The sequence below is a fragment of the Rheinheimera sp. genome, assembly GCF_037442525.1.
Lineage (GTDB): Bacteria > Pseudomonadota > Gammaproteobacteria > Enterobacterales > Alteromonadaceae > Pararheinheimera.
This window is the reverse complement of the sequence record NZ_JBBIQD010000002.1, coordinates 145390-171786: the sequence shown is the minus strand read 5'-3', so window position 1 is coordinate 171786 and position 26397 is coordinate 145390. Positions and strand designations below refer to the sequence as shown.

General features: G+C 48.9%; 25 protein-coding genes. 23 read left to right on the top strand and 2 right to left on the bottom strand.

The features are described 5' to 3' along the window. The first annotated feature begins 10 nt into the window (after positions 1 to 10). Both WKJ03_RS04980 and WKJ03_RS04975 read left to right on the top strand, forming a co-directional pair. The gene (locus tag WKJ03_RS04980) at positions 11 to 1177 is read left to right on the top strand and encodes a nucleotide sugar dehydrogenase (protein ID WP_337841334.1); all 1167 of its coding nucleotides are present in this window, start codon (positions 11 to 13) and stop codon (positions 1175 to 1177) included. After that, on the top strand, positions 1178 to 2188 hold the full coding sequence (locus WKJ03_RS04975; RefSeq protein ID WP_337841063.1) for an NAD-dependent epimerase: 1011 nt from the start codon (positions 1178 to 1180) through the stop codon (positions 2186 to 2188). Between the two features lie 16 nt (positions 2189 to 2204). Here the strand turns inward: WKJ03_RS04975 and WKJ03_RS04970 are convergent, their stop codons facing one another. After that, positions 2205 to 3224 (bottom strand): glycosyltransferase, encoded by a 1020-nt coding sequence (locus tag WKJ03_RS04970; RefSeq protein WP_337841062.1) that lies wholly within the window; start codon positions 3222 to 3224, stop codon positions 2205 to 2207. Between the two features lie 3 nt (positions 3225 to 3227). After that, positions 3228 to 4223 (bottom strand): exopolysaccharide biosynthesis polyprenyl glycosylphosphotransferase, encoded by a 996-nt coding sequence (locus tag WKJ03_RS04965; protein ID WP_337841061.1) that lies wholly within the window; start codon positions 4221 to 4223, stop codon positions 3228 to 3230. Positions 4224 to 4653: 430 nt separating this feature from the next. Here WKJ03_RS04965 and WKJ03_RS04960 point away from each other — a divergent pair, with 430 nt between their 5' ends. From WKJ03_RS04960 to WKJ03_RS04860, 21 genes are all read left to right on the top strand, one after another. After that, positions 4654 to 5580, top strand: a complete 927-nt coding sequence (locus WKJ03_RS04960) for an EpsG family protein (protein WP_337841060.1) — start codon at positions 4654 to 4656, stop codon at positions 5578 to 5580. Positions 5581 to 5603: 23 nt separating this feature from the next. After that, positions 5604 to 6740 carry a glycosyltransferase gene (locus WKJ03_RS04955; protein ID WP_337841059.1) on the top strand — a complete coding sequence of 379 codons (1137 nt, stop codon included), beginning with the start codon at positions 5604 to 5606 and terminating at the stop codon, positions 6738 to 6740. Next, positions 6733 to 7692 (top strand): glycosyltransferase, encoded by a 960-nt coding sequence (locus WKJ03_RS04950; protein WP_337841058.1) that lies wholly within the window; start codon positions 6733 to 6735, stop codon positions 7690 to 7692. Before WKJ03_RS04955 ends, WKJ03_RS04950 begins: the two co-directional genes overlap by 8 nt. Then, positions 7689 to 8570 (top strand): glycosyltransferase, encoded by an 882-nt coding sequence (locus WKJ03_RS04945; RefSeq protein WP_337841057.1) that lies wholly within the window; start codon positions 7689 to 7691, stop codon positions 8568 to 8570. Before WKJ03_RS04950 ends, WKJ03_RS04945 begins: the two co-directional genes overlap by 4 nt. A 99-nt stretch (positions 8571 to 8669) precedes the next feature. Continuing rightward, a complete protein-coding gene (gene gspG, locus WKJ03_RS04940; protein ID WP_337841056.1) occupies positions 8670 to 9071 on the top strand; it encodes a type II secretion system major pseudopilin GspG in 402 nt (133 codons plus the stop codon). Next, positions 9068 to 10726, top strand: coding sequence for a GspE/PulE family protein (locus WKJ03_RS04935; protein ID WP_337841055.1), 1659 nt, complete (start codon positions 9068 to 9070; stop codon positions 10724 to 10726). Before gspG ends, WKJ03_RS04935 begins: the two co-directional genes overlap by 4 nt. Next, on the top strand, positions 10726 to 11922 hold the full coding sequence (locus WKJ03_RS04930; RefSeq protein WP_337841054.1) for a type II secretion system F family protein: 1197 nt from the start codon (positions 10726 to 10728) through the stop codon (positions 11920 to 11922). The genes WKJ03_RS04935 and WKJ03_RS04930 overlap by 1 nt, the downstream gene beginning before the upstream one ends. Then, positions 11922 to 12338 carry a prepilin-type N-terminal cleavage/methylation domain-containing protein gene (locus WKJ03_RS04925; RefSeq protein ID WP_337841053.1) on the top strand — a complete coding sequence of 139 codons (417 nt, stop codon included), beginning with the start codon at positions 11922 to 11924 and terminating at the stop codon, positions 12336 to 12338. The genes WKJ03_RS04930 and WKJ03_RS04925 overlap by 1 nt, the downstream gene beginning before the upstream one ends. Beyond that, positions 12325 to 12750 (top strand): type II secretion system protein, encoded by a 426-nt coding sequence (locus WKJ03_RS04920; RefSeq protein ID WP_337841052.1) that lies wholly within the window; start codon positions 12325 to 12327, stop codon positions 12748 to 12750. Before WKJ03_RS04925 ends, WKJ03_RS04920 begins: the two co-directional genes overlap by 14 nt. Continuing rightward, positions 12747 to 13421 (top strand): prepilin-type N-terminal cleavage/methylation domain-containing protein, encoded by a 675-nt coding sequence (locus WKJ03_RS04915; RefSeq protein WP_337841051.1) that lies wholly within the window; start codon positions 12747 to 12749, stop codon positions 13419 to 13421. Before WKJ03_RS04920 ends, WKJ03_RS04915 begins: the two co-directional genes overlap by 4 nt. Next, positions 13411 to 14256: a hypothetical protein gene (locus tag WKJ03_RS04910; RefSeq protein ID WP_337841050.1), complete on the top strand. Its 846-nt coding sequence runs from the start codon at positions 13411 to 13413 to the stop codon at positions 14254 to 14256. Before WKJ03_RS04915 ends, WKJ03_RS04910 begins: the two co-directional genes overlap by 11 nt. 13 nt (positions 14257 to 14269) lie before the next feature. Further along, the gene (locus tag WKJ03_RS04905) at positions 14270 to 15373 is read left to right on the top strand and encodes a hypothetical protein (RefSeq protein ID WP_337841049.1); all 1104 of its coding nucleotides are present in this window, start codon (positions 14270 to 14272) and stop codon (positions 15371 to 15373) included. Beyond that, on the top strand, positions 15373 to 15933 hold the full coding sequence (locus WKJ03_RS04900) for a hypothetical protein (RefSeq protein WP_337841048.1): 561 nt from the start codon (positions 15373 to 15375) through the stop codon (positions 15931 to 15933). Before WKJ03_RS04905 ends, WKJ03_RS04900 begins: the two co-directional genes overlap by 1 nt. After that, positions 15930 to 16541 (top strand): hypothetical protein, encoded by a 612-nt coding sequence (locus tag WKJ03_RS04895; RefSeq protein WP_337841047.1) that lies wholly within the window; start codon positions 15930 to 15932, stop codon positions 16539 to 16541. Before WKJ03_RS04900 ends, WKJ03_RS04895 begins: the two co-directional genes overlap by 4 nt. Before the next feature lie 22 nt (positions 16542 to 16563). Beyond that, positions 16564 to 18588, top strand: coding sequence for a secretin N-terminal domain-containing protein (locus WKJ03_RS04890; protein ID WP_337841046.1), 2025 nt, complete (start codon positions 16564 to 16566; stop codon positions 18586 to 18588). Positions 18589 to 19029: 441 nt separating this feature from the next. After that, positions 19030 to 20415 carry a hypothetical protein gene (locus tag WKJ03_RS04885; protein ID WP_337841045.1) on the top strand — a complete coding sequence of 462 codons (1386 nt, stop codon included), beginning with the start codon at positions 19030 to 19032 and terminating at the stop codon, positions 20413 to 20415. 126 nt (positions 20416 to 20541) lie between these two features. After that, complete coding sequence (locus tag WKJ03_RS04880; RefSeq protein WP_337841044.1) at positions 20542 to 21843, top strand: oligosaccharide flippase family protein; 1302 nt, start codon at positions 20542 to 20544, stop codon at positions 21841 to 21843. After that, positions 21827 to 23452, top strand: a complete 1626-nt coding sequence (locus WKJ03_RS04875) for a hypothetical protein (RefSeq protein ID WP_337841043.1) — start codon at positions 21827 to 21829, stop codon at positions 23450 to 23452. Before WKJ03_RS04880 ends, WKJ03_RS04875 begins: the two co-directional genes overlap by 17 nt. A gap of 158 nt (positions 23453 to 23610) precedes the next feature. After that, positions 23611 to 24708 (top strand): nitroreductase family protein, encoded by a 1098-nt coding sequence (locus WKJ03_RS04870; RefSeq protein ID WP_337841042.1) that lies wholly within the window; start codon positions 23611 to 23613, stop codon positions 24706 to 24708. A gap of 36 nt (positions 24709 to 24744) precedes the next feature. Then, positions 24745 to 25911, top strand: a complete 1167-nt coding sequence (locus WKJ03_RS04865; protein WP_337841041.1) for a polysaccharide pyruvyl transferase family protein — start codon at positions 24745 to 24747, stop codon at positions 25909 to 25911. 95 nt (positions 25912 to 26006) lie between these two features. Beyond that, positions 26007 to 26360: a hypothetical protein gene (locus tag WKJ03_RS04860; protein ID WP_337841040.1), complete on the top strand. Its 354-nt coding sequence runs from the start codon at positions 26007 to 26009 to the stop codon at positions 26358 to 26360. The last annotated feature ends 37 nt before the right edge of the window (positions 26361 to 26397 follow it).

Here is a 26397-nt window from a genome sequence, read left to right as displayed (position 1 = left end):
TGATCAAAAGATTAAAATCGCCGTTGCCGGCACCGGGTATGTCGGTTTGGCAAACGCCATGCTGTTGTCTCAGCACAACAAAGTGGTTGCGCTGGATTTAAATGAGCACAAGGTGCAACTGTTAAATCAGCGTCAGTCACCTATTGATGACAAAGACATTCAAAGCTTTTTGTTACGGGATGATTTGGACTTTACCGCCACGACAGACAAAAGCCTGGCGTATTCAGATGCGCAGTTTGTGGTGGTTGCCACACCGACCGATTATGACCCGGATACCAATTATTTTAATACCAGTTCGGTGGAATCAGTGATCCAGGATGTGCTGCAGCTGAACCCACAAGCCACCATTGTGATTAAATCCACAATTCCTGTGGGTTTTACCAAAGCACTGCGTGAACGCTTAGGGATAAATTCCATCATTTTTTCGCCGGAGTTTCTGCGCGAAGGCAAAGCCTTACACGACAACCTGTACCCGTCCCGCATTATTGTGGGGGATCACGGTGAGCAGGCTCAGCTGTTTGCCCGTTTATTGGCACAGGGTTGTCGTAAACCTGATGTGGTGACCCTGTTTACTGACAGTACCGAAGCTGAGGCTATCAAGCTGTTTTCCAATACCTATCTGGCAATGCGGGTGGCGTATTTTAACGAGCTGGACAGTTATGCCGAAAGTCATCAGCTCAACAGCAGGCAGATTATTGAAGGGGTAGGACTGGACCCGCGTATTGGCAACCACTACAACAACCCCAGTTTCGGTTATGGTGGTTATTGTCTGCCCAAAGACACCAAACAACTGCTGGCTAATTACAAAGAGGTGCCGAATAACATTATTGGGGCCATAGTAGAAGCCAATAAAACCCGCAAGGACTTTATTGCCGACTCCATTATCAGCCGCCAGCCAAATGTGGTAGGTGTGTTTCGCCTGGTGATGAAAGCGGGCTCTGATAATTTCCGATCTTCCGCTATTCAGGGGGTGATCAAACGCATCAAAGCCAAAGGCATTGAAGTGGTGATTTATGAGCCGGAGCTGAAAGAAGAGCTGTTTTTCCGTTCCAGAGTGATCAGCAATTTGAGTGAATTTAAAGCGATGTCTGACGTGATTATTGCCAATCGCCACAATGAGGCGCTGGCGGATGTTCAGGACAAAGTGTATACCCGCGACTTGTTTGGGAGTGATTAAGTGAAGTTGTTAGTGACCGGTGCGGCCGGTTTTATTGGGGCTCATGTCTGTCAGCGCCTGTTGCAGATGGGGATGGAGGTCACAGGGGTCGACAATCTGAACAGCTATTACGATCCTCAGCTAAAGCGGGACCGGTTGGCGCTGTTCAGCGCACATACCCGGTTTAAGTTTGTCGAGCTGGATATAGCTGACAGGGCTGGGATGGCCGCCTTGTTTGCCCAAGGCCAGTTTGAGCGGGTGATCCATCTGGCGGCTCAGGCTGGAGTGCGCTACTCGCTGGAAAACCCGATGGCTTATGCCGACAGCAACCTGATTGGGCACTTAAATGTGCTGGAAGGCTGCCGTCAGCACCGGGTTCAGCATCTGGTTTATGCTTCCTCCAGCTCGGTCTATGGCCTGAATAAAAAGATGCCGTTCTCACCAGAGGATGGGGTGGACCATCCGGTATCCCTCTATGCGGCCACAAAAAAAGCCAATGAACTGATGTCACACAGTTACAGCCATTTGTACGGCATCCCTACGACAGGTCTGCGCTTTTTTACCGTGTATGGCCCTTGGGGCCGGCCTGATATGGCTCTGTTTTTATTTACCAAAGCCATTTTAAATGGCGAGCCTATTAAGGTATTTAACTATGGAAAAATGAAGCGGGACTTTACTTATATTGACGATATAGTCGAAGGCATTATCCGGATCCAGGCCAAGGCACCACAAACAAAGCCGGACTGGTCTGACACCGCAGGTGCCCGCAGTGAAAGTTCTGCCCCTTATAAGTTATTTAATATAGGTAACAGTCAGCCTGTGGAGCTGGAGCGTTTAATTTGTGCTATTGAGACTGCGACGGGTAAAAAAGCAATCAGGGATTACCAGCCCATTCAACCGGGGGATGTGGAAGCGACTTTTGCCGATGTGGAAGACTTTGAGCGGCATATCGACTTTGTACCGGCCACTCCGATTGAACAAGGAGTGCAAAGTTTCGTGGATTGGTACCGGGCTTACTATCAGAACGAATAGAGCGGTCCCGCCTGAATCAGGCGGGATTTTTAAACAAGCTCTGCCATATATCGCGGTCAGTATTTAAATCAAAGTACTTGCTGGCATGCTGGGCCTGTTTGCTAAAGTAGGGCAGTTTATTCAGGAAATAACTGAAGTTTTCCTGCAACGCCATGGCGTCGTTTGGTGTCACCATACCATTCTGGTAGCGCACTAACTCACTGCATCCCCCGACATCGCTTAAAAACAATGGCAAACCACAGGCCGCGGCTTCAATGGCAGACATGGGCAAGCCTTCGCTGTCTGACAGCAAGATCAAACCATCGTAGGCACTGAAGTTACCGAAGTTTTTTACTTCTCCGCATAACCGGATATTGCTTGCAGGCAGAATTTGCGTGGCCAGACTGCCTTGGCCTATCACGTCAATCTGGACAGAAAAGTGATTCAGAAGATTCAGCAGATCAGGTCTTTTCGGTGCTTCCAGCCGGGCAAGATACAATAAATTCGGAGAGTTCGGGCGTCTGTCTAAAGGCGGCTCCAGGCCTGAAGCTTGTGGCTGGAAGACTTTATTGGGGATCAGCAGCAGCTTGTCCTGTTCAATTTTCAGCGTTTCCTGCGCTATCTGATAATCCGCACCTGATATGCAGATAATTTTATCGGTCAGTGCCGCCAGCCATTGTTCAATTTTGCGAAAGGCAAAACGCAGCAAACCGCCGTTGTAGTTAAACGACCAGCCGTGCGAAACATAATAAACCTGAACAGGGGTTAGCAATTTGACCAGCCGGGCCATCACGCCGGCATGTGCAGAGCTGGCCACCAACAAACCAATATTGTGCTTACGGATGAAGTGTTTTAAACGGAATAAATCCCGCAAAAAAAACAGTTTGCCCATGGAGGGAAGGGTGAGGCTCTGCTCGTCAGCGAAGAAGCTGTTCAGCCAGCCATGCTCAGATGAAATAAGGAAACGTCTGGAGTTTTCGCAAAAGCCTGAGACATTTTTGACCCAAGCCTGAGCACCACCAACTTCCGATTTGGTGATGATAAAACCAACATTCATACCTTAGCGTCCCATGCCAAAGATCACTACTTTTAAGGTAGCGAACAAGATCCTGATATCCAGCCAAAACGAGTGGTGTTTGATATAAAAAATATCATATTTATGCTTCCAGACCGCGTCCTCAACCGATGCCCCATAAGGGTAACGCACCTGCGCCAGACCGGTGATACCCGGTTTAACGGCGTGACGGAAGCGGTAATACACGATGGACTTTTCCAGCTCTTCAATAAAGACCTCGCGCTCAGGCCGGGGGCCGATCAGCGACATGTCACCTAAAAACACATTGAGCAGCTGGGGTAACTCATCAATACGGGTTTTGCGGATAAAATTGCCTACTTTGGTGATACGGCTGTCATTTTCACTGGCCCATTGGGCGCCGTTACTCTCAGCATCGTTGCGCATCGAGCGGAACTTGTAGACATAATATTCACGGTTGTACTGGCCTGTGCGCAGTTGCTTATAAATCACCGGACCTTTACTTTCCAGTTTGATCAGAATGGCGGTGAGCAGACAGATGGGCAACGTCAGCAACGCAATAACGCTGGCCAGTACTAAATCAAACATCCGTTTATTGAACTGGCTGCGGCCGTTGGACAGAATCGAAAAAGCTTTCTGGTGTAAAAAGTAACTGCTTTGCAGCAAACGCACCTCTGTATAGCCCAAGCGCGAGTCCAGATAACTGACCAGCGGCTCCACCCAGGCGCCAAACTCCATGGCCCGCACCAAAAACTCCCGGTGCTCTTTGTCCAGCTTGTTACTTTCAAAATGACAAATCACTTTGGAGCTGAAGTCTGTCAGGGAGTAATCGTTGATCACCATATCAAAGGTGTAGTCCTCAACAATCAAACCTATATCCAACTCCCGCTCCGGAGGGCAATAGACGTAAATCACCTGCTGCTTCAGCGTGTCACGCCTGGACATAAAGGGTTTGGGATGCAATTCGCCGACATCCGTCAGCCCAGCGTCTTCAGCGCTAATTTTATTAACGATTTCTTGCATAGGTCACTGTACTTAATGCCATTTCAAAGAGTGAACTTTTAAAGGACACAATTATGTCACTGAATAAGCTGAACGGCTACTTAAGGAACACTTTTTTACCACTGATAAACAGCTTTAACCAGTCAGATGGTGGAATAGTGAGCAATGAGCTTCCGCAAATCAGCTGAGGAGCTGAATTTTGATCACTTGGTCTGTTACAGAGGCTTGGCAGTCTTGTCTGGCTATGAATTACCTGGGGGTTCAGATAGAATTCGGGGGTGATTAGTGTGAGCCGGCTTGAGCAGTAAAGGTAACCCAAAGGCGGATAACGGATGATATACAGTGAAAATCGATATTGGGAAGGGCGCTTGGTTTGAAGCCCTGGCAGTTTAGTTCTTCTCCGTTGGAATTTTATCTTTCAGACCAAAGTAGTCATGTAAAGTTTGGACTGATGTTGATTGCGCTCTGCTATGGAGCCTTTCTGGCTGCGTTGCCTGTTGATATTTTTGCCGATAGGGATAATTACTTCGAGTTTATTCAATTTTCCCCTGTCATACTGTTGCGCCACTTGAGTGGCGGTATTCATAAACTTTTTACCAATGAACCTATTTGGTTAGTGTTGAATTCGCTTATTGGTTTATTGATTGAGCCCCGGGCCGCTGTGCGATTGATCATTTTTTTCAGCGCCAGTGTCACCGCCTATTACCTGTTGCGCACAAACCCTAAAAATATCTGGTGGTTGCTGCTGTTTTTGTTTTTTCCGCAAATAATCAAAAATTTTGTGATCCATCTGCGCCAAGGGCTGGCTATCGCCATTTTTCTGATGGGGTGGTTCAGTGATAACCATCGAAGAAAATTAATTCTGATTGGGTTGACCCCTTTTATTCACGCCAGTTTTTTCTTTGTGTTGATGTTGCTGGCGATGGTATTTATTTACCAGAGAATTCGGTTTGCTGCTGACCTGCGGAATCTGCTTACGATCCTTAGTGCGTCTGCGTTGGGAGCGGTATTGTTGGTGTTGGCCCGATTTGTAGGGGCAAGGCAGGGGGTCAGCCAGGAAACTTTTACAGAGAAAGCATCTGGCGCCGGATTTTTACTCTGGGGGCTGCTGGTTTGCTTAATGGTGTTGCAGGGACAAACTTATCTGCGCCGTTATAGTTTTGCTGTGACTGCTATCTTGTTTTATCTCTGCATTTATTTTACGTCGCCAGTCGCAGGCCGGGCATTTGAAAGTACGATCCCTCTGGTTGTCCTGGCCGGACTGGCATTAACCGGCTGGCGGCGTATGGCGTTTCTGGGGTTATTTGTTGGCTTTAATTTGTTGGTCATGGCGCTTAATTCGCAAAAACCTTTGATGGGTTTTGCACCCGGAATGTGATAACCCAGATAGGGAGTTCTGATTTGAAAGTTGTACATATCAGCACAGGCCTGGATATAGGCGGTGCCGAAATTATGCTGGAGCGGTTGCTGACCAGCCATCCGGAACGAAAAGATGAGCTGGTTATTATCTCTTTGCAGGACGAAGGGCCGATAGGCGCGCGGCTGCGCAACCAAGGCTACCAGGTGATTGCTCTGAATATGGCCGGAAAGTTAGCCTTTCCTGTGGCTTTATGGCAACTGACTAAATTGCTTAAGCAGATCAAACCTGATTTGGTTCAGACCTGGATGTACCACGCCGATTTATTGGGGGGGATTGCTGCCCGCCTGGCTGGTGTCCGGCATTTAGTTTGGGGCATCCACTGTTCTAACCTGCCTATAGGGCGGCCTTTAACCAAACTGGTGATGAAAGCTGGCGCGGCAATGTCTGGCTGGTTGCCTGATGCCATAGTGGCCGTGGCCGAAGTGGCTCGCCAGAATCATATTGGATACGGTTATAACGCCAATAAATTTATTGTGATCCCCAACGGTTTTTCACCGCTGTCTTCTATACCTGCTGCACAAAAAGAGGCAACCAGACGGGAATTGGGTTTAAAAGAGGGTCAGTTGATCATTGGCTCTGTCGGACGGAATCACCCGGACAAAGGACAGGACATTCTGATTGAAGCACTGGCGTTGTTGCCTGCTGAACTGAATTGGCGTTGTATTCTGGTTGGTCGTGACAACGAACCAGGCAATGTCGGCTTAACGAAACAGCTGGAACGCCACAATTTGTCTGACAAAGTTCTGCTATTGGGGTTACGAGACGATATTCCGGTGCTGTTAAACTGTTTTGATGTATTTTGTCTGCCTTCGCGCAGTGAGGCCTTCCCCATGGCATTGGGCGAAGCCATGAGTGTTGGTTTGCCTTGTGTTGCCACCGATGTAGGGGATTGTAAAGAACTGATTGGCGAGACGGGACTGATTGCCCCTCCTCAGAATCCTTCACTTCTTGCCACAGCTTTAACAACGATGCTCTGTTTCAGTGCTGATGAGCGAAATCAGCTTGGGCAAAAAGCCCGCGAGAGAGTACTTGGCTCTTTTTCACTGAATGTTGTGTCTCAGCAGTATGAGCAGCTGTATAGCCGCATCGCAAAGCAGAAGGAGCCGGCTGATGTATAGTGCCGAGCCTCTCATGTTACAGAATCAATTACTGCAAAAGGCAGAAAGTCGCGTTGAGACAGAAACTGGAGCCAGTCAGGCGGTAGTGCCAGCCCCGTTGGTGACTGTGTATATTCCAACCCGGAATCGTCCTGAACTGTTGGACAGGGCCGTGCAAAGTTGCCTCAGTCAAAGTTATAAACTGTTTGAGTTGATCATCGTCGATGACTGTTCAGACGAGCACTATAGAGCACAAATTGAAGCCATTGCCTGCAGTGACCCGCGTATTCGTCTGTTGACCACGGACAGTGCTTCCGGCGCCTGTGTAGCGAGAAATCTGGCAATTCAGTCGGCTAAAGGGGTCTTTATTACCGGGCTGGATGATGACGATGAATTTTTACCCGGCCGCTTGCAGCACTTTGTGCAGGAGTGGCAAAAACACCCTGAAGCTGCCTTTTTGTGTACAGGTTATCAGGTGGTGACTCCAACACTGACTTTCAGTTACGGACGCAGGGAAGAAAAATTAACGGCGTCCGATTTGTTGTGGCGTAATGCGGTCGGTAATCAGCTTTTTACCCGTACGGATTATTTACGGCAGATCACAGGTTTTGATCCGGCATTTTTGTCTTGCCAGGATTATGACTGTTGGATTCGGCTAAGTCAGAGGTTTGGTAAAGGGCGGCGACTCACTGGCTGCAGTTACCGCATATGGCAGGATCATTCGTCAGACCGGATCTCAGTGTCAAAACATCGCGAACAAGGCTATCAGCTGTTGCTTGAACGACATGGTCATGTGATGAACCGCGCTCAGCGCAGAGCGCAAAAGTTTTATTGGTATCTGAATACGCAGCACTGGCAGTCACTGCGGTTGGTGCTGTTGTCAGGCCGCTATACGTTCAGTGTGGCACTGAAGAATATTCTCATGCGTCATCTGCCTGTATTGGTATTCCTTGCCGGAGGGCACAGACGATGAAAACACTGTGTTTTATTCATTCCGGCAGGGCGGATTTGCCAGAGCTTAATGCATACCGCTCGTATTTTTCTGAACGTTATCAGATGGATATAAAAACTGAGCCTGTGGATTTACAGCAGTACGATATAGTCTGGTTTTTTATGGGCTTTTATCGTTACAAACCGTTGGCTCACCAGTTTATGGTACATGAATTTGCCTCCTTATCACTGCCTCCTCTGGCTGGTTGCAAAGATTGGTTAAAAAAGCAGGCGCTGCCTTTACCTCATCTGCGAATTTTTCAAAATGAAAACCAACGTAGCCTGATGAGTTTTCGTGACCAGGTGCCAACGCTGACCCGGGATATGGGCATCAGCCGGGAGTTTTTGCAACTGCAGGAAAAAACCAAAGACTTTGATCTCATTTACATTGGTTCCATGGATAAAACCCGACAACTGACGGCAATTCTGCTTCGATTACTCAGCATCAAACCTGATATACGGGTGGCCATGGTCGGTGATGCTCCTGCTGCACTGAAGCAGCAATTTGCAGATAAACCGCAAATTTTGTTTGCTGGCCGGGTCCATCACCAAGATATTCCAGGCTGGCTGGAGCGTTCTGCCGTTGGCTTGAATGCAGTACCAAACTTGAGGCCGTATAAATTTCAGACCTCGACCAAGCTGATGGAATATGCAGCAGCAGGCCTGCCTGTATTGGGTTATCTGAATGACTGGACAAAGAACTTTCTCAGCCGTTATTCAGTCCAATATGCCGATTTAGACCAATTGCAAAGTTGGCCACCTCAGTTCGAAAACAGCACTATTCTGCCAAAAATTAATGATGAGCTGCTGTGGGAGCGGGTGATTGCACGCAGTGGTGTAGAACATTATTTACCTGAATAATAAATAGTGCCTGAAGGGGCTGAACCGTAACTTGTTCGTGTTCCGCTGCATGAGTTAAGATGCCGCGTCTCGTTAAATACAAGAGTGATGGGAATTCTGATGAAATTAGGTCGTGTGCGTGGTTTTACACTGATTGAGCTTTTAATTGTAATTGTAATTCTGGGATTGCTGATGTCGTTGGTTGCTCCACAAATGTTCTCCAAAGTGGGCTCGAATAAAACCAAAGTAGCTGCGGTTCAGATGGAAATGCTGGCTACAGCACTCAACACTTATCGTCTGGATATTGGCAGTTATCCTGCTGCTCTGGCCGAATTACGTCAATCCAGTCAGCCAAACTGGGATGGTCCTTACCTGCCTAAAGATATTCCGAATGATCCTTGGGACAATCCCTACATTTATGCAGTACCAGGTCAGAATAATGAACCTTTTTCACTGATGTCTTATGGCCGCGATGGAAAAGTCGGCGGTGAAGGTGAAGACGCAGACGTCGTATTCAAATGACAGAACTGATCTCGCTGCTACAGCAGCAATTTGGAGTGTCCGGCTCTGACATAGATAAAGCGATGACGTTCCAGAAAAAGTATGGTGGCAGGCTGGAGCAGTTATTGGTGAATATGGGTGCCTTGTCTGAAGACAATCTGCCTGAGTTTTATGCTGCTTTACTACAAATCCCTTTGTTATCTGAACAAACTCTGAGTGGGATTCAGGCGGAACAGTTACAGGCTATAGCGCTGAACCAGGTTCTGAGTCCGTTCGACTGGTTTGTGTTGTCCGCAAAAGAACAGCAGCTGACCCTGGCTATAGCAGACCCATTGTCTGTGCAGGGCAATCAGATTGTGGCCGAAACCGGATCTCGGCTGGATTGTTTCATTGCGACGCCACAACAGATGCAGATGTTGCATCAGCTGTATCAACGAACATCCGCTTCAGTGGCCAGTTTTGATGAATTGACCGATGTAGAAGAAGACAGGCTGCGAGAGCTTGCCGGAGAGGCCCCTACAGTAAACCTATTGAATTCTCTGATATCCCGCGCACTTCGTGCCCGCTCCTCCGATATGCACCTTGAACCCATAGGGAACAGGTATCGGGTGCGCTTTCGCATTGATGGCGTATTACAGGAAGCGGATTGGATCCCCCCGCGAATGAGATTACCCGTAGCTTCCAGGCTTAAAATTCTTTCAGGCATGGACATTGCGGAGAAGCGTCGCCCGCAGGATGGCAAAATTTCAATGCGGATAGCGAATGAAGATCTGGACATTCGTGTTTCTTCATTACCGTTGCATGACGGTGAAAGCATTGTAATGCGGTTTTTACGGCAGGACGCGATCAACTACAGCATGGAAGTGCTTGGCCTTTCTGCTGATATTGAGCAGGCGATCCGGGAAGACATTCGTAAGACCTCAGGTGTGATTTTGCTGACAGGGCCAACTGGCTCAGGGAAAACCACCAGTCTGTATACCTTTTTGAATGCAATTAACGAACCTGGCGTGAAAATTATTACGCTGGAAGACCCGGTTGAATACCAGCTGGAAGGGGTAAACCAAGTGCAGGTTCAGCCTGCTATAGGTTTTGACTTTGCTGCAGGTTTACGCAGTATAGTGCGTCAGGACCCTGACATTATTATGCTTGGTGAGATCCGTGATAAAGAAACGGCCCAAATTGCCATGCAGTCAGCCCTGACAGGCCATCTGGTGTTTTCCACAGTACACACCAACGACGCGCCAAGTGCGTACACCCGATTGCTGGATTTGGGCGCGGAGGAGTATTTGCTCAACGCCGCTATAGTGTCCATTATTGCGCAGCGCCTGGTTCGAAAGTTGTGTCCACATTGTGCAGTCCCTCATTCTGATGCCATCGCCCTAATGGCTCAGTATGATTTGCAGCCGCTGGCGACACGTCATGGTCTTGTTGCAGAATTAAAACAGGCAGTAGGTTGTGAGCATTGTTCGCATACGGGCTACAGAGGCCGGGTGGCTATTATCGAGTATCTGCGCTGTGATGAAGCGGTAAAATCCTTACCCAAAGACGAGCACTTCCCTTTGACAGCACGTAAGCTGAATCAGCAGCGCGGCGGGCGCACGTTAATGGCAGACGGTTTGTTGAAAGTCTTGCAGGGAATAACAACCATTGAAGAAGTTATCCGGGTAGCTGGCTGATGGCATGGTTTGACTATAAAGCTTATGACCAGGCTGGACACTTGATCAGCAGTGAAATTGAAGGCGAGTCTGTTCAGGCGGTTCACCAGCTCTTGCAGCAACAAGGGTTATTTCCTTTGTCTGTGAAAGAGCGAAAAAACCAGCAACGCCTGTCTTTGTTTCAATCCAGTCAGTTATCCCTGAATGAGCTTGAATTTATTACGTCTGAATTGGCCTTGTTGTTGCGCAGTGGTGTAAAAATTGATCGCAGTTTGGCAATGCTGGCGAAGGGGAAGTCGGACAGTCTTGCCGGAAAACTGCTGACGGAACTATCAAACTCAGTAAAGCGTGGAGAGTCACTCGCAGAGGCATTATCCCACCACAAGCACTTTGATAACCTCTATGTTAGCCTCGTCAGGATGGGCGAGGCCAGTGGTGAGCTGGCAGAAGTATTTGCTGGTTTAGCGCGTGATCTGAAATTCAGGAAGGAGTTGCAGGCTAAAATCACTCAGGCCATGGTTTACCCTGCCGTAATTTTTTCTGTTTGCGTGCTGGCTATTGTCTTTGTATTTAATTACATAGTTCCTCAAATGTCTGGCTTGTTTGAAGGAAATGCCAACCTGCCCTGGTATACCCAAATGCTGATCAGCGCCAGTAAATGGATGCAGAGTTATCAATGGTATTTGGCATTAATACTTGTGGCACTGGCCGGCGGCGCAAAGTGGGCTGCTGACCGTGGCCTGTTATCGCAATGGCTGGACGAATACCTCATTCGTGTTCCGGTGTTTAAAACAGCCATTATGCAGATTGAACGTATCCGCTTTAACACCAGTATGGCGTTGATGCTTGACGCCGGTGTACGGTTGGACCAGGCGATAGAATTGGCCGCAAATACCATCAAGAATGCTCTGTTACGTCAGTCTGTAATGCTGGCCAAAGCCAAAATCAAACGGGGTAATAATTTGACTGAAACCCTGGCTGCCACATCGCTTTATCCGGACTTTTATCTTTCCCTGCTAGAGGTTGGCGAAGAAAGCGGTCAGTTGGGGGTAGTATTTGACGAAATAGCCAGCCGCAGTCGCAACGATTTTACCGGCTGGACCACAAAAATGACCAGTTTGCTGGAACCACTGATGATCCTGGTGATGGGGGGCATAGTGGGCTCTGTGGTGGTGGTGATGCTGCTCAGTATCATGTCGGTTAACGATGGCATCTGATGATGAGTGTCAAGGGCAGCCGGGGCTTTACACTGATTGAACTGATGATAGTGATCATGCTGCTGGGGCTGGTGATGAGTCTGGTTGGGCCTTTAACCATGCAGCAGGTCGACAGTGCCAGAGCCCGCAGCGAGCAGGACAGCCTGCAGCGCTGGCTGAGACAACAAAGCTTTGAAGCCTACACCCGGCAACAAGCTGTACAATTGAGTTTTGATGGTAAAGGTGTGTATGCCTATGACGCTGACGGGCGGCGTATCCTTCTAAAACAATTCAGCTATCTATTTTTTACTCCACAACATGTTGAACTGAACGTCAATGGTTTTCCGGAGCCCGTCAGATTGCAACTCACTCGTTTAGAACAACAGCAGGATCTGGACCTGCTTGCCATGTTAACCAGCAGTTATGCGCCGCAGTAAACCTAAAGGTTTTACCCTGATAGAAGTACTGATTGCGGCCACCATTTTGTTTATGGTGATTGCTGCGGTCAGTCAGGTATACAGAGCCGCTTCGGTATCAAGTGAGAAAGCCAGTGCTGCAGTGGATGCGTCTGCTTTAGTTGATTTATTAACAGAGACTATTTCATTCCGATTGAAGAGTGCGGATGTGAACAAAGTTCTGGAACAGGAAGGGGTTCTGAACGGTTACCGTTTTTCCTGGCGGGCCAGTGTCAGCAAAAGAGCCGCGCCAGCTCCGCGTTATGAATTGGAAAGTGATAGTTTTATTCGGCAGAACGAACGATTCTATTTATGGCAGGTAGAGCTGACTTTAATCAAAAATGAAAAACAGCAGCGCTATCAGTTTAATGCGCTCAGTTGGGGCTTGCCATGAATAACCGCGGTTTTACCCTGATCGAAATACTGATAGCAACTTTATTGCTCGGGTTTGTCATGTTGGTGGGAAGCCTGAGCTTTTCCGTATTCAGTGAACGCTGGCGTAACGATTTCGGCAGTTTTCAGCAGGATGTCAATCAGGCCAGGAAGCTACAACTATTGCATCAGGTCCTTATGGGAGCCTCAAACTATCTGGTGAGGGATACGAGTGGTTCTGCCGCCTATTTTTTTCATGGCAACAACCATGAGCTGGTGTTTATCAGCCATCAGCCGATCTTCAGTTCGTCTGGGCCTGCTTTGATCCGGCTGGTTGTTCAGGAGGGCTCTTCAGGCCTGCAGCAATTGTCTTATCAGGAAAGCAGCCTGAAACAGAACCCCTTATTGAAATCAGCACCTTTGCCGGCAGCGGACAAATCCATGGTACTGTTTGAAGCGGAAAATATTCGTTTTAATTACTATGGCTGGAAAGATTTTGCTGCTTATGACCATTTTTTGGGCTTTCGTGAAGGCTCTCCGGTCTGGCAGACCGCTTATCAGGCTCAAGTGACCGGTATGTTACCTGAAGCAGTGAATATCATATGGGCAAATAATGAACCTGTGATTATTCCGCTGCTTCAGGACGGGCGAACCCGGATCCGTTTTGTGCAGGATGAAAAAAATGAAGCCTGAACGTGGTGTAGCGCTCATTCAGGTGCTGTTTATCTGCACCATTCTTGCGTTACTGGCATTGCACTTTACGCTGACAGGTCGGCAGCAAGTACAAGTAGCCAGTCTGATGCAAGACAGGACTGCGGCTCAGCTTAAGCTGAATCACTGGCAGAACGAAATACTGTTTGCTTTGCTGACGCAGCCCTCAGGCGAGCTGGGGGCGGCTCTGGTGGAAGCAAACCCTCTGACATCGGTATGGAATTTTTATGGCAAATCGTTTACGCCTGAACCTGGTGTCACCATAAAATTACAGGACCTGGAAGGCCTGGTTGCGTTGACTGCTACAGACCCAGCATTACTCAGGTTATTGGATTACCTTCAGCTTACCCCTGTGCAACGTAGTCATTTGTTGTCATTTATCGAGCAGCAACAAGGTGGCAGCGCACAGATTTATCGGCAAAGTGCACAGCCTGGGCGGTCGATGTTTTTGCAAAGCTTGTCGGAGTTGGAACAGGTCAGGGAACTGTCCCCCCAACAACTCAAGTCGTTACAGGAGATGGTCACCGCATTTCCAAAAAGCAGTTTTAATCCGCTACATGCCCCAGACGAAGTGCTTAAAGCCACGTTACCTGCCGAAGTGGCGGATGAGGCAATCCGCCTGCGCGACGCTGGAAGTCTAACCGCGGACCGTTACCTCAATCTGGTGAAAGTCGAAGACAGTGAAACGGTATCTTTTATCAGGGGGGAGCGCATCCGGCTGGAAATCCGGGTCGAGCATGGAGGGGCTGTAGCGAAACGGCGGCTGATCTGTTACATTCGCCCGGGCGATTTAGAACCCTTACTCTGGTTAGAATAACAAAGAAATAGTGATGTCAAATAAAACCTTAGGGATAATTTCAGCGCTAAAACAATGGCTGAGAAAACAGATTGGTTATCTGGACCAGAAGCTGTTGAGCTTTGGAGCCGAAGGTGAGCTTTTGGCTCATGGTCTGGCGGTCCCTCCCAAAGTGCTTATTTTAAGCCGGCACCATTACAGTGAGAAAGTGCAGTGGTTACCTGTAGAAAAACGCTCAGCGGCGCGCACCCTTATCCGTGCCCAACAAAGCGCCTCGAACGTTGTTCAGCTTTACTGGATTGGTGAACCTGTAAACGGTAAAACGCCGGTGCTTTGGTTCACACCAACGGCAGAGTTACCAGCGTCCGCCTGGTTGGTTGTACCTGAAACGCTGTTGTTGGCGTATTCGTTCAGTAAAGGAACAGTTATCAGTTACCAAAGCCCTTCCAAAGATGTAACTGTGTATTTAACGAACAGTCTGGCTGGACCTGTTTCCGCGGTGCAAGGCGGATTGTTGGTTTCTGCCGAACAGTTTATGTTGTCTCAAGGCGTAGCCATAGAGCAACGGATTGAACTCGATTCTTCCAGCCATAGCCGGACTCTCTTTCTGGCATTATCAAGATGGCATCAGTTCCAGCTGGGTGGCTTTCTTCGTCTTAATCAACATGGTGCCCGCTCGTTTTTTCAACCTTTGTTTAGTGTGATCTGGCCTGTTGCGGCAGCGGTAACCCTCTATTTATTGATCATTGTGCAATGGACGGCAGTGCGAGTGGAGCAGACTCAGGCTGAACTCGAACAGGTCAATTCCGATGCTGCTGCTGTTTTGACACAACGTGAACAGGTGCAAAAACAAATCGATCGTTTTAGCCAGCTGCAGCAGGTGTTACCGGCTGATCATTCTATGGTGGCTCTCTGGCAGGTACTGGTACCGCTTTATAAAAAAAATGTCTTGATCACTGCGGTTAACCAACAACAGCAACAAGTGAGTGTCACTATAGAAGCTCCGTCAGCCACCGAAGCTTTGCAATTGTTATTGCAGCAACCCGATGTCAGTAACGCTGAACTGGAAGGAAATGTGCGGCGCCAGGGCGATAGAGAACAGGCAACAGTGCGTTTTGACTTAAAAGGAGCGGGCTGATGCAAGCACTGCAACCTTACAAAGCTTATTTACCCTGGCTGGTCGTCTTATTAGTCGCCCGTTTTGTCTGGCAGCCTTTGTGGGAAACACGCCAGGAGAATTGGCAGCAACTGGCGTTTAATCAAAATACTCTGGCGAAAACCCAAGCTTTGCTGACTCTGTCTGCAGAAATGAGTGAAGCTCAACAGCATATGGGTATGCTGGTCAAAGCGGCGGAACTGAAGCTGACACCGGCAGAAAACCTGACCCGTGTCAAGCTGGATACCCAGCAGCAGTTGGAACAAATGTTCAACCAGCACAATCTGCAAATTAGTTTGTCTGCCTGGCGTGATGGCGTCATGCAACAGGACGTGCAGACGCTGGTGTTAGATTTAAGCTTCAGCGGTAAGTTACAGGACTACCTGAAGTTGCAGCAACAGATGCAACAGCAAGTTAGCTTGCCATCACTGTTGTTGCTGAACCAACGTCTGAACATTCGTGGACAAAACGCGCAACAACTTGGTGATGTGACAGGTGATGTTTCTCTGCGTGTGGCTATCAGGTTGAAGGATGCATCATGAACCAATCTAAGCTTCAAAGCTGGTTAAAACTGCTCAGGCCTTACCTGACGCCTGTATTTGGTGGAGCTTTAGCGCTGGTGCTGATGGATCTCTGGCTGAGCCGGCCAGAGTTACGGGATCCCCGTTCAGACTTATTGCCTGTCTTACCAATAAATAAAGTCGCGCCGGTACCGGGTAGCCATGATGTGGTGCAACAGTTGATTAGTCAGTTAGAGCAGTCAGACATCACAGAAGTTGAAGCTGAAGACAACAAGGACAAAGGGATGAGTCTGGAACAGCAGCAACAACAGCAAGGGTTACTGAAAGAGTTATACATTGGTGACAAAGTTTACCGTTTAACCGCTATTGTGCGGCAAGCCGGACGCTATAAAGCCGTATTAAGCGTTGGAGACAATAAAGCAGCGACTGCAGCTCGTCCGAGTCGTCTTACATTGCAACAGGGTGACATGCTGGATGGCTATCAGGTGATTGAACTTGGCGGCAAGCGTCTGACTCTGGCCTTGCAGCAACGTACCCTATGGCTTGAGTTATTTGCCCCGGCCGTCGCGTTGACTGAAGCAACTGAAACAGCAGGCAATATCGAACCGAATGAACAGCAACCGAATTAATAGTGAATCAACCGGATTAGTTATGAAACAGTCTTTTTATTTATCCTTGCTGGCTTCGGCGGTATTGACCGGATGTGCCACTGTGCCAGCACCGCAGAAATTTGAACTGCAAGATTCTTACTTACGAAGTACCGGTGCTGATGTTGTTGTAGAACGGCCTGTTATTGAAAGCGACACAGCAACCAGAGCACAGCAGGGGTTACTGCGGGTGCCTGTATTACGTGGCCCTGTAGTAGGTTTTACTTCCGACGTGACTATAGCCGACCAGTTTTCTTCCGGCAGCAGCCTGCAAATTGCCGCCGATAATATGCCATTACCTGACTTTTTACATCATGTATTCGGCGATTTGTTAAAAGCCAATTATATTCTGGGAGAAGGGCTGAGTAATGATTCAGGCACTATTTCATTGAATGTGCAGGAGGCACTGAGCCAACGCAAGCTTTACAACCTGACCGAGCAGCTGTTGTTGCAGCGGGGCATCGTGGTCAAACGTCAGAACGATGTGCTTTACATCCAGAAACAGCCAAAAGATGGCCCAGATGTAACGTCAGTGGGGTATGGCCGCACACCAGATTCAGTACCAAGCTCAATTAATGTTCAGCAGATAGTTCCTCTTCGTTATGTCTTTAATGGCAACATTGTGAAGACCTTAAAGGAAGTTGCCAACGTCAAAACCACAGTTGATATGGATCAGGGTGTCGTTTTTATCAGTGGGGATCGTGAACAGGTGATTCGTGCCCTTGAATTGATGCAACTGTTAGATGCTCCAGGAAGTCGCAGTCGTCATGTTGGCTTTTTAAAGTTGGCTTATATACCGCCAAAAGAATTTATTGAATCCTTAACTCAAATTTTAATCAATGAAGGCATTATGCGTGGCCCGAACGTGGCTGATAACCGAGTGTCTTTTGTGCCTGTTGCCCAGTTAGGAGCCGTGGCGGTCTTTGCGTCAGAGCAGGATTTTTTAAACCGTATCGAATTTTGGGCAGGCCAGTTGGATAAACCCAGCAAAGGAACTGAAAAACAGTATTTTATTTACGCTCCCCGGTACGCCCGCGCTTCTGACTTGGGGCAAAGCGTTTCAGTTTTAATTACCGGCCAGTCAGGGGCAGTGCAAAGCCGGGCGCAAAGCTCGACAGAGCAACGCACTGCAGAGGTGGAAAACCGTAACGCTCAAACCACCACCGGTGCCAGCGGCGATAATGTAAAAATGGTGGTCGATGAGCGCTCCAATACCTTAATTTTCTATACATCTGGCAGTGATTATCAGGCGCTGCTGCCATTGATTGAGCGTCTGGACGTGATGCCCAAACAAGTCATGTTGGAACTGACCATTGCCGAAGTGACGTTAACCGACGAATTTAAATATGGTGTGGATGCCGCCTTTAATTCGGGCCGTTTTTCCGGCAGCACCAGTTTTGGAGCTGCTGATATAGGTGGGGCTGTATTAGGCTGGGCATCCGGCAGTAAAACCATTAACGCCCAGGCCTTTGAAACCAACAGCTTGGTAAATGTATTGTCTAAGCCCACTATTTTGGTGCGAGATGGTGTTGCTGCCACTATTAATGTGGGCACCGATATTCCGATTGTCGGTAAAACCACTACAGACCCGACCAATGGCACCACCCGTTCGGTGGATTACCGCAAAACAGGTATAGATGTCAGTGTCACTCCAACCATTAATGCGCAGGGGGTGGTCATTATGAGCATTGATCAATCCAACAGCAATCAGGTGGCGGGCGGTGCTACCCTGGAAGGCAACCCGCAGATTTTTGAGCGTAGCTTAAAAACCGAAGTGGTAGCCGAAAGTGGCCAGACCATAGTGTTGGGTGGATTGATTAGTGAAGATAAAAGTAATAACGATGATGGTGTGCCGTTTTTGCACAGGTTGCCCCTGGTCGGCGCTTTATTTGGCACTAAAACCCGTACCACCAATAAAACCGAGTTGGTAATTTTGGTGACTCCTCGAGTGATCCACCAAGCTGATGAATGGACCGAGCTAAAAGAACAGTTGAACGAAAGCATGCAATTTATTCGGCTTGATCAATAAAGTGCGTTACTTAGGCTTGCTTTTTTATCGCTGACCAGATACTGTCATAAAGTGTTTTACTCTGTTAAAACATATGCTTAGGGGCATAAGGCTGTAAAGGTCCATAACCCGGTAGTTAGCAGAAACTGCAGTTAAGCTGCGAAAAGCAGTATTTCATTGAGAAATGCAGTACTGTGCAGTGAAATCAGCAGGCCAGACCTGGGTTACTTAAACGGTAACAGCGGCTTTTTTTAGCTAACAGGCAAGTTGCAGTTGACATATTGCAGCCGTTACATAAACTAGGCCGTGAAAGTTGAAGTAAAGGCGCGCGCTAGGGGTTACTAGTGCTCCTGGTTTAACTTTACAGTTTAGCTTTCAATAAGAAAGTTGTATAAAAACACGGAACAATGGTAGTGAAAATTGCTTCTTGTTCCAATTTCATGAAATTGGAGAATTGGATATATGAAAAAGGTATTTAAGGCCTCTTTAGTAGCAGCTTCTTTAGCTGGTGCTTTTGCCGCTAACGCTGCATCAATCAGCTCGACACCAGTTCAGCTGTCAACAGAAGGCTTAGCTGTAGGCTTGGATTCAACTGCTGCATTCTCTTTTGATGTGGTTGTTGACAAGCTGCACCCAGCTGCTTCTGAAATTACTCTGACTTTAAGCGATGATGTTGACCTGACTGGTTTAACTGGTGGTGCTTGTACTAACAACCCTGGCACTGGTCTGGGTGATTGTGGTGACATTCTGTTCAACTACGGTACCGGTTCTTTCACTTTCGATTCAGTAGCTATTGACACTGATGACAATACCATCACGTTCAATGTAAACCTGGGTAACCCGCTGACTGCAAGTTCTGCATTCCGTGTAACTGTTGGTGATACTAACCTGCCAACTATCGCTGGCGCATCTACTGTAGCTTACTCTTCAGAAACTTCTTCTGGCACAGCTATTGAAACTGGTTCAGGTGTAATCGCTGAAGAAGTAACTCAGTATACTTTAGCTGTTGATACTGAACTGGACGGCGTAATTGAGCGTGAAGAACGTACAGAGTTCGTACGTAATTTCGTAACTGGTAGTAACGGACTGGACGACACTTTAGTTCTGGAGTTCGGTGATAAAGCTGCTGACGTAGTTAACCCAGCGTTCGCTAACGGTACAGTAGTAACTATCAAAGGTGACTTCTCTGACGCAGTAGTTCACGCAGCTGCAAACTGGGTTTCTGCTGAAGGTGCGACCGTTGTTCGTGTGAATGCAACAACTCTGACTGCTACTTACACTGAAGCTCAGTGGGATGCTGCTGCTGCTGCTGGTGAAGATACAATCACTTTCAGTTCAGTTGCTACTTTGGCTAACCCAATTGATCCTTCTTCTTTCACAGTTTCTGCTACTCAGTCTTACAGCTCGTTGACTGCTGGTGCCGGTACAGTGATTGCTACTCCAGCTTCTCTGCTGTCTAATGCAGACGCTGGTGAGTGGGAGCTGGATGCAGCTGTAATCAATGTTCCATACCTGCCAGTAGGTTATGCTCAGTTCTCTTCAAACGTTGAAGTGTCAAACCTGGGTACTACAGATGCAGATATCATCGTTGAAGCAGTAGGTAAAACTGGCGTGAAATACGGCCCAGTAACTCTGTCAAAAGTTGCGAAGAAAGGCGCTGTAACTACAGTGTTCGAAGGCGACCTGATGACTGCTTTCGGTCTGAGCAAAGGTTCTGACGAGAAGTTATCTGTTACTTTCATCATCGATGCCGATGCTGATAAAGTGACTCTGGCTCCTTACTACCGTGAAGGTACTGCCCGTGTTAACGTAGTTTCTGATCAGTACAAAGCTGACGATATTCGTTAATAGTTGGTTGTTAAAAAAAACGCGCCTTATGGCGCGTTTTTTTATGCTTATTGGTAAGCAGCTGGTGTAATTTGGTGTGCTGAGTATACTGGTTCTTTCTGCTTTTGTGTGGTGGCTGTGGCTTTTGTGTTCTTACCTTCCTGGTTAAAACGCCTGTCTGTATTAGTCAGCGCAACTGTGCTGGTGCAGTTAATTAATTTTGCGTTATTACCTGTGTTACTCAGGCTGTTTGGCCCTGAAGCTTATGGTGAATATGGGGCTTTCCAGGCTTTACTGCTGGTGTTGTTACCGCTCTCAGCGTTAGGCTTGCCACAGGCCTTGGTGCAGGCTAAAGGGAGGCTGCAGAAATACAGCCTGGTTCAGCTGTCGTTATTTATTTCTGTGGCGCTGGCGTTGTTGGTTTTTGTGGTCAGTCTGCTGTTTGCCGGCCCTATTGCACAGGTGTTGTCACTGTCAAATCTCACACTCTGGTTATACGCCATTCCTGTTGCCATGCTGGGCTCCACACTGCTGCAGTTACGTCAGCAGCAGTTGATTGGGCTGCAACAGGTGCGGACACTGGCGCGTGCCGAGGTAGTACAAAACCTGTTGGTGCAGTTAAGTCGGCTGGGTGGAGGGGGGATGCACAGCGGGGCATCGGTTCTTGTGGCTATTGCCCTGTTGGCTCCTTGGGCTCATTGTTGTTTTTTAACACAAAGCGCACCCCGTGCCCCCCGCGCAATAGTCCGATACGGGCGCCTGCTGAAACTTGGCGCAACAAAGCGCCGGAAACGGCTGCTCAGGGTGATGCGTCAGTTTCAGGCCTTTATCTGGTTTCAAACCCCGCAACAGTTGCTGAATACTGCCGCCCAAAGTGCCCCTGTGTTACTGCTGGCTGGTTATTTTGGCCCCAGTGCTGCTGGTTTTTATACCCTCGCCAAAACGGTATTAGCGCTACCTGCTCTGGTGCTTGGTAAAGCGGTAGGTGACGTGTTTTACCCACATTTTGTCCATTGTGCAGAACAGCGGCAGCCGCTGGTTTTGGTGTTGCTGAAGGCCATGGCAGGCCTGGCCCTGCTTGGTCTGTTGCCTTTTGCGCTGCTTGCTTTTTACGGGCATGAAATTTTTGGCTGGGTGTTTGGTGACCAGTGGCAAAGCTCCGGGGATTACGCCCGCTGGATGGCCCTGTGGTTATATGTTGCCTTTGTGAATACCCCCTGTGTAAAAGCGGTGATGGTGCTGCGAATTCAACACTGGGCTACGTTACTGAATTTATTTACTTTTATTGGGCGAGTGCTGGCGTTTGTCTGGGTTGCAAGCGACAACGGACAGCCAGTATCTGCTATTGCTGCATTTGCGTTGGTTGGCCTGCTGCATGTGCTGTTGTTTTCATCTATGACCCTTTATTTTTGCGGTAAAAAGGAGAGTGCTGTTGCTGGCAAGGTTTGAAGGTGCAACCTGGAATTTATCGGGCGCTTATGGCAAAACCGAGGTGTTGCCTGAGTTATGGTTATGTGGCCAGGTATTTTCTTGTGAGCAGGCTCTGGCCGCGGCCGATTTGTTGCCGCTGTTGAAGCTGGCCTGCCAGCAAAACCAACTGGCAGAGTACTTGCGGTCGCTAAACGGCTTTTTCTCTGGAGTTTTGTTGCTTGACGGGCAGCTGTGCTGTTTTACCGACCGAACCCGCAGCCGGCCTTTATTCTACGCCATGGACGGAGCCGATCTGCTGATCAGCGATGACACCGGATGGTTGCTTGAGCGGTTACCAGCGGCAGAACCTGAACCGGACAGCGTTGCTGAATTCAGCTTCACCGGTTTTATTACCGGCAACGCAACTCTGCACCCAAAGATTTATCAGCTGCAGGCGGCGGAATTGCTGCACTGGTCTTTGGGGCAACAACCACAACGCATAATTTATGACTGGTACCTGCATTTGAATAGCCAGCATACATCCGAGTCTATGCAGCCCTGGCTTGAGCAGTTGGACCTTGTAACAGAAAAAGTGGTACAACGGTTAATCCGTTATGCAAATGGAAGGCAAATCGTATTACCGCTCAGTGGCGGTTATGATTCACGTGCCCTGGCCATGCATCTTCGCCGTGCCGGTTACCCTGATGTCGTCTGCTTTACCTTTGGCCGGCCTGGCAGTGCCGAGGTCGCGCTGAGCCGCAAAGTCGCCAGTCTTGCAGGTTACCCATGGGTTTGTGTGACTTATTCCCGGAAAATGTGGCGCGAGCTGTTTCAGCAGCCGGAGTTTCAGCGTTTTCTCGATTTTGTTCATGGCCTGGTGTCTGTGCCCACGGTTCAGGTTTTTCCGGCCATACAGCAATTGGTGAAAAACCGGCAGATAGATGCCAATGCGGTGGTTGCGCCGGGCCATACCGGTGCTTTTTTTTCTGGGGCACTGGATGACTCTGGTTGGTGCGAAAGTCATCAGGTGCCAAAAGCTTTGAACGCTGTGCTGAAGAAACATTATGAACACAGCAGGGAGGCGTTGCCTGAGGCGGTCAGAGAAAAAATCATCCTGCAGCTTGAGACCATAGCTGACGAAGCGCGGCGCCGGCAGCGGCTGAATGTCAATAGCCTGGCTGAATGCTGGAATTACCGCGAACGGCAGGCCAAATTCATTATCAACTCAAATCGCTATTATGATTTTTTTGCGTTGGATTGGTGGATGCCGCTTTGGGACGGAGACTTTATGACATTCTGGCAACAAGTGCCGTATTCACTGAGGCGCTCCAAACTGTTGTGGAAAACTTATGTGAACCAACTGGTGTCCCAGCAAAGTGGCAATGCAGAGCCATTGGGCCACGCCAATGTAAAACGATACCCATGGCTGACCCGCTTGTATTCCTGGTTTAATTATTTCCTCGAAGATAATCATCTGTACGCCATAGTGCCATTCAAACGATGGCTGGCGTTCAAATTGCGCTTGAGTCAAGAGCGGGGGACAGTGTTTGGCACATTAGCTGGTTATATGGTTTTTCGTGACAAACTACGCTTTGATATAAAAAATACGAAATCACGCAAAAATATGTCTAAAAATGCAGCAATGTGAGGCGTGCCGTTCAGATATACTGCGGCGGTCCGTCAACAATTTTCATGAATTATTGCCAACCCAATACTGAGGTTGGCTTTTTTTTACCTTCAGCTTTATAGTTGCCCTCCTGACTTTTTGCTCGCAAAGCTGTTTTCCTGAAAAAACCACAGGTTGTTATGAATGTACTGAAACGTCTTTTGCCCGCATCGTTCAAACAATGGTTAAAACTGCGTATTGAACATGTGAGTTTGTTTTGGGCTGGTCTTTTGGCCCGGAGTGCGTTTTCTGCCTCGTTATTCTATTGGTTCAGTCCGGCTTTCAGACGCGAACAGCATTCTGTACTGGCTGGACGTCTCGCCTACCAACAGCAGTTGCATCAGCTGGGAAAAAGCAGCGCCTTGTTGCGCCGTAATATTCACCGGCTGGAAAAAGGCCTGATTATGCAGCCGCGTCGGGCCAGTTTTGCCTCCGACTATATTATGGAAACTGTGGTGATCTTCGAGCGGGCTGTGCAGCAGAAAAGTATCTGTTCTGCAGAGCTCAAATGGGCCGCTGATGTGCTGAACCGTTATTTTGAAGTTGTCACAGACACTGCAGAAATTGCGAAAGCCAGGAGTCTGTTTGGTCAAGTGTGGCAACAGCTTAGCCGGGAGCTAACTGAACAGGTTGGAGACGCAACCCAAACAGGCTCGAGCTCGGTTCCTTATCCCGCCAGTGCATTGCCTGATTGCCCTATAGTGTTTGCTGATCTGTACACTTTGTACCAGCGCCGCCGGTCGGTGCGTTGGTTTACCCAACAGCAGGTGGACCCAACGTTGATCCGTCAGGCGGTGAATGCGGCCAGCCTGGCACCTTCTGCCTGCAACCGTCAGCCGTACCGGTTTGATTTATTGTCCCGGCCTGAGGATGCCGCTAAAGTGGCCGATTTGGCGATGGGCACCACGGGTTTTGCCGGACAAATTCCCAGTCTGATAGCGGTGATTGGCGATTTAAGCTGTTATCCGGCCGAACGGGACCGTCACGTGATTTACATCGATGCGTCGCTGGCGACTATGCAATTAATGCTGGCGCTGGAAACGCTAGGCCTCTCCACCTGCCCAATCAACTGGCCCGATATTGAAAGCCGGGAAAAAGCCATTGCCCAGACCTTGGGGTTGGAGCCTTATCAGCGTGTGGTGATGCTGCTGGCGATAGGCTATGCCGATCCGCAAGGTGGTGTTCCGTTTTCCCAGAAGAAGACCGATGCACTGTTGGTGCGTGAGGTGAAGTTATAAACAGCCGGTGGGTTCAGCCAGTTAACAAGGACTAATGTGACTTTTATAGAAATTCGTGGCGTGCAATTTGTGAACAAGGGGGCAGAGCTGATGTTGCATGCCGTGTTGCAGCAACTACAGCAATGCTGGCCACAAGCCCAGGTGGTGCTGCAAACCGGAGCAAACTCGCCTTATCAGGCAAGGGCTGTGTTAGGCGCTTATCAAAAAGCAGGGTTGCGGTTGTTTGGCATTGAAATGAATGCCTACAGTGATTATCTGCCTAAGAAGTTGCGGCAATGGCTGATCCGCCAATTCGGTATTGTCACGGAAGCGGATATTGACGTCGTGCTGGATGCCAGTGGTTTTGCCTATGGCGACCAATGGCCGGAAGCGCATGGTTTGCACCTGGCCGATGAATTAAAACGTTTTGCCAGACGCGGCAAGGCCTATGTGTTTTTGCCTCAGGCCTTTGGGCCCTTTAGCCGGGAAAAAGAACGGCGTGCGCTGACAGAGGCGCTGCCTTTGGCACGGCTGGTGCTCGCCAGAGACCCACAAAGCCTGCAGCATGTGCGTGCGCTTTGCCCGCAAGGCAAGGTTCAGCAAGCGCCGGATTTTACCAACTTGGTGCAAGGAGCGCTGCTGGCGTGCACTTTGCCTGCCAATACCCTGACGATGATCCCGAATTATCAGATGCTGAGCCCACGCAATGCCGATCGTCGTTGGCGGGACAGTTATTTGCCTGTGCTCACCCATCTGATGTTCAGGGCGCTGGAGCAGGGCATGCAGGTGCTGGTGCTGAACCACGAAGGCAAAAAAGACCAAGAGTTGTGTGAGGCTTTAGTGGCGGCCAGTCAGGGCCGGGCGACCCTGCGTCAGGAAGCCGATCCTTTAGTGGTGAAAGCGCTGATTGGTCAAAGCAAGGCGGTGATTTGTTCGCGTTTTCATGGCTGTGTCAGTGCTTTGTCACAAGGGGTTCCTTGTCTTGGCACCAGTTGGAGCCATAAGTACCAGGCCTTATTTGCCGATTATAAGCAACAGCAGTTTTTGCTGGAGCCCGACTTCACGGATCTGCAGTTGACGGAGTTGTTGGATGAACTGCTCGTCCAAAACCCAGAAACTGTGTTGCAGGCATCCGCTGGGTTGAAGCAGCAATCTGAGCAAATGTGGAACCTGGTGACGCATTCCTTGTCAGAGCAACGGGGGCTTGGTGCGGTGAATGGCTGAAGCCTTTGATTTCACCGCATTTACTGAAACCAGCTCTTGCCGCGAGGGTGTTTTTTCTCTATCCTGTGGGAGCTTTTTAAAAAGGGATGATAGTCATGACTAAATTAAATGCGTTATTAGCTGCCGCTCTGCTGGTTGCTGGTACTGCTTCTGCTCAGGAAGAAGCTGCTGCCGGTTCAGGTGCGTTCGGCGGTACTATCGGTGGTATTTCCACTGGTACTGTGGTTGCTGGTGCTGTTGCCGCTGGTGTGCTGGCTGCCGTTATCAGCAATTCAGACAGCGATACTACACCACCACCACCGCCACCACCGGTTCCAACCTGTAACGGTTCAGACCCGCTGGTCAATGGTTCTTGTGTAGGCACTGCTGTGACTGTAACTGGCACCGGCACCGGTACTGCTACGACCACAGTAGCTGTTACTTTCACTTACGCACCAACACTGCAGTAATTGAACTGGTAATGAGAAAGCCGCCTTCTGGCGGCTT